Source organism: Burkholderia paludis (assembly GCF_000732615.1).
GTDB classification, from domain to species: Bacteria; Pseudomonadota; Gammaproteobacteria; order Burkholderiales; family Burkholderiaceae; genus Burkholderia; species Burkholderia paludis.
This window is the reverse complement of record NZ_JPGL01000135.1, coordinates 1-3,538: the sequence shown is the minus strand read 5'-3', so window position 1 is coordinate 3,538 and position 3,538 is coordinate 1. Positions and strand designations below refer to the sequence as shown.

Below are 3,538 nucleotides of genomic sequence, written 5' to 3'. Positions count from 1 at the left end.
GAAATCGACGGGCCGGGCGGCGGGCGGGAAGAATCGGGAAGTAGGCCGGTCTCGGCGGAGCGCCGCGGAGGCACGCGGCGATACGATACCGCCAGGCAGGTTCAGCTCGTGATGACCGGCCTGATCAAGGTCGTCGTGATCGGCGCGAAGCCGCACGCGCGATACAGGGCGCGCGCCGCCGTGTTGTGATTGAACACCGACAGCCCGATCTCGGTAATGCCATGCCGGCGCGCCTCGGCGTCGAGCGCATCGAGCGCGCGCGTGGCCCAGCCCTGGCGGCGCCGGGACGGGACGATGTCGAGGTCGTAGATGAACAGCGTGCGGTTCGGCCCTTCCGGCACGATCGCGTACCACAGGTCGCCCACCGGGTCGCCCAGGACGCCGTCGACGAGTACGACCAGGGTCTGGCCGGCGGTGAGCAGGCCGTCCGGCAGCAGCGTGTCGAAACAGGCGCGCGCGCGTGCGGTCGCGTCTTCGACGGCATTCTGTCCGGATGAAACGAGATCGTTCGCGTAGCCGTCGATGGCTCGCGTGCGGTACGCGCGGAATTCACTGGCCGTCATCGGCCGCATCTGCAGCATGGTCCGGTCGCCAGAAAGGGAATCGGACTTCCAGTGTAGCGGGACGGTCGCGCCGATGCGAAGTGCGGCGGCGGAAAGCGGACGGACAGGTACGGCGGAGGCCGCGCCGAATCAGCGAATCAGCGACGATACAGGACGATCGGCACCAGATGCGCACGGCGCACGCGCTCGGCTTCGGCGCGACGGGCGGCGTACGAGTATTCGGCATCGAGCGGCAGGTGCGGCGACATGAACAGGTTGTCGATCTTTTGCAGCAGGGCGAGGATGAAGCTCATGTGAGACTCCTGACAGATGAATCTAGGGTTTTCCCTAGGACAGCCTCCATTCTAAGGGTTTTCCCTTAACTCTGCCAGCGACCCGCATCAGTTTGCCGCATCCGGGCTGCCGCCCGCGACGGTTGGAAAACCGCGATCCTTGCCCCGTATCGCCTCCAGGATAGGGTCGGAACAGTCAGCGCGTGCGTCGGGTGCGCCTGACGACGGCGGCCTCGCGATTCGCATTGCGTTGCAGCCGGTCGACTTGCGACAGCAGCGCTTCGTGGTGCTCCTCGAGCGTCATCAGCGTCGCCTGCTGCGTCGACAGATCGGCCGTGAGGCGATCGATCCGCTGCTGCTTGGCAGCCGCGTCCTGTTTCAGGTGCGCGATCTGCCGCGTCTGCAGCACCAGCGCGACGAGCCCGGCCAGCACGACGACAGCCAGCGCCAGCAGCAGGCGGTTGACCCGGCGCATCTCGCGATCGGCCGCGTGCGTCAGGCCGTCCACGTCGGACTGCAGCGCCGCGAGCCGATCGGTCAGCGGACGCAGGTGCGTATCCGGATCGAAGACCGGCGCCGCCGGTTGCGTGCGTTCCGCCGAAGGCTTCGTGACGACGGGGGCAGGAGAAGCCGCCGGCCGGGGAATGAGGCGCGGTACGTTGGCGTCGGCCTGCGGCACGGCGTCGGGGCCTTTCGCGGTGTTCGCGGTGTTCGCGGTGTTCGCGGTGTTCGCGGTGTTCGCGGTGTTCGCGGTGTTCGCCGTGTTCGCCGTGTTCGCCGTGTTCGCCGTGTTCGCCGTGTTCGCCGTGTTCGCCGTGTTCGCCGTGTTCGCGACGATTTCCGGCTTGACCGACTCCGCGGACGTCTGCGGCTGCTCGACCGTCGAAGCCGCGTTTAGCGCCGACCCGGCCGTTTCCTGCGCCGTATCGACACTCGCCGCCACCGGCACGACCTGCTCCGCCGGCGCGTTGCCCGCGCCGGCAGCCGCCCGGCGTTTGCCGCCCGTCGCCGGCGCGCGGCGTTCCTTCACGGCGTCGCCGGAAGACCGCCCTTCGCGGGATTTGACGGCCGCTGCGGCGGCAACGCCCTTCACGGCTTCGCCATCGGGCGTCGGCAGTCCGGCCACCGTCGCCGCTGCGGCCTCGGTCGCAGGCACGTCGCCCCCCTTCGTTGCCACGCCATCGACCGCCGGCGCGCTGCCGGCCTGCGCGGCATTGCGGGCTTCAGTTGCCGAAACGCCGTGCGCCGCCACTGCGACTTCCGGCGTCACCGCGCCGCCCACCGCGCCCGTGTGCTCTGCCGCGCTCGCATCCTCCGGCGCGCTTAACCCCTCCAGCGCTGGCTGCCGCCCGGCGGCCACATCGTCCGCGACGCCCGCTTCCGCATCGGCCGGCGCGCCCGCTTCGTCGCGCGCCGTCACCGGCACGCGCTCGCCCGGCTCCAGCACCGGATCGCCGAACAGGTCGAACGTACGTTCGTCCCGCGACGCATCGCCGGCCGGCGCACCGCCGGACCGCGCCGTCGCCCTTGCGGACGAACTGCTCGCGGCAGCGGCCGAGCGCTGGCGGGCACGCGCCGGCGAACGATTGGAACGGGAGAGGGAACGGGGCGTGGAAACGGATTCGGTCATGTCTGCCAAATTAATGTCCAAGAACATCCATCAAAATCCAATCATCTTCAAACAAATCAATAACTTGCATCATCAACTTGTCCAATTTACTCTAACACTATCCAGCCCAATCCAGCGACTCTCGATGGGCTACATGATGGGCCGAAAAACGATGCTAACCGACAAACAAGCCAAAGCGCTCAAACCAACCGACAAACCAGTCTTCGACGGGAAGGTGACCGGACTCCTGTTGAGCCCGACGAAATCGGGCTGCAAATGGACCCTGCGCTTCACCAGCCCCGTGACCGGCAAGCGACGCGACGCAGGCCTCGGCACGTACCCTGAAATCTCCATCGCGGAAGCACGCGAGAAAGCGCTCACGATGCGCAAGCTCATCGATAAGGGTGAAGACCCCATCGACCAGCGCAATAGAGATCGAGAAGCAACTAGCGTGGCCGCCGCAGCCCTCACCTTCGAGAAAGCCGCTCGCCAAGTCCACGACGAACTAAAGCCCAGTTGGAAAAGCGACAAGCATGCAACTCAATGGATCAGCAGCCTAGAGGCCTATGTCTTCCCCAAGCTCGGCAACCGCAAGCTCGACGCTATTAGCCCCGGTGACTGCGCAGACATACTGCGTCCCATCTGGCTGACGAAGACTGCTACAGCCAGCCGCACTCGTCAACGCATGCATGCTGTCATGCAGTGGGCTTGGGCACACGGCCATATAGCTGCGAATCCCGTTATGGCCGTTGATTACATCCTTCCCAAACAGTCGACCAAGACGACGCACCAGCCAGCGATGCCGTGGCGCCAGGTGCCTCAATTCGTAGCGACTCACCTCGCAAAGCACACGCCTACCGACAGTACACGTGCCGCCTTGCTTTTCCTGATACTCACCGCAGCCCGCAGTGGCGAAGTGCGAGGCGCAACGTGGGACGAATTCGATCTGGTTTGTAGTGGTCTAATGAACCCGGACACTGATTTAGGCGAGAATGCTCGCCATGAAGAGGTGTCTAATGACCAAGCGACGTCGTACGTTTTCCCCGGAGTTCAAACAGCAAGCCGCGTGTCTGGTGCTCGACCAGGGCTATAGC

The 3,538-nt window shown here is 65.7% G+C and carries 4 protein-coding genes; 1 reads left to right on the top strand and 3 read right to left on the bottom strand.

Annotation, left to right across the window (positions count from 1 at the left end; translation table 11 throughout):
* Positions 1-101 precede the first annotated feature (101 nt).
* The 3 genes from GQ56_RS0138750 to GQ56_RS45795 form a co-directional block, all read right to left on the bottom strand.
* Entirely contained in the window at positions 102-581 is a 480-nt protein-coding gene (locus tag GQ56_RS0138750) for a GNAT family N-acetyltransferase (protein WP_031403736.1), read from the bottom strand.
* A 119-nt stretch (positions 582-700) separates the two neighbouring features.
* The gene (locus tag GQ56_RS46165; protein ID WP_162836120.1) at positions 701-856 is read right to left on the bottom strand and encodes a hypothetical protein; all 156 of its coding nucleotides are present in this window, start codon (positions 854-856) and stop codon (positions 701-703) included.
* Between the two features lie 175 nt (positions 857-1,031).
* Complete coding sequence (locus GQ56_RS45795) at positions 1,032-2,465, bottom strand: hypothetical protein (protein WP_031403735.1); 1,434 nt, start codon at positions 2,463-2,465, stop codon at positions 1,032-1,034.
* Between GQ56_RS45795 and GQ56_RS47365 the strand changes: the two genes are divergently transcribed.
* On the top strand, positions 2,464-3,537 hold the full coding sequence (locus GQ56_RS47365; RefSeq protein ID WP_407638624.1) for a tyrosine-type recombinase/integrase: 1,074 nt from the start codon (positions 2,464-2,466) through the stop codon (positions 3,535-3,537). The two genes, GQ56_RS45795 and GQ56_RS47365, sit on opposite strands and share 2 nt — an antisense overlap.
* Position 3,538 lies beyond the last annotated feature (1 nt).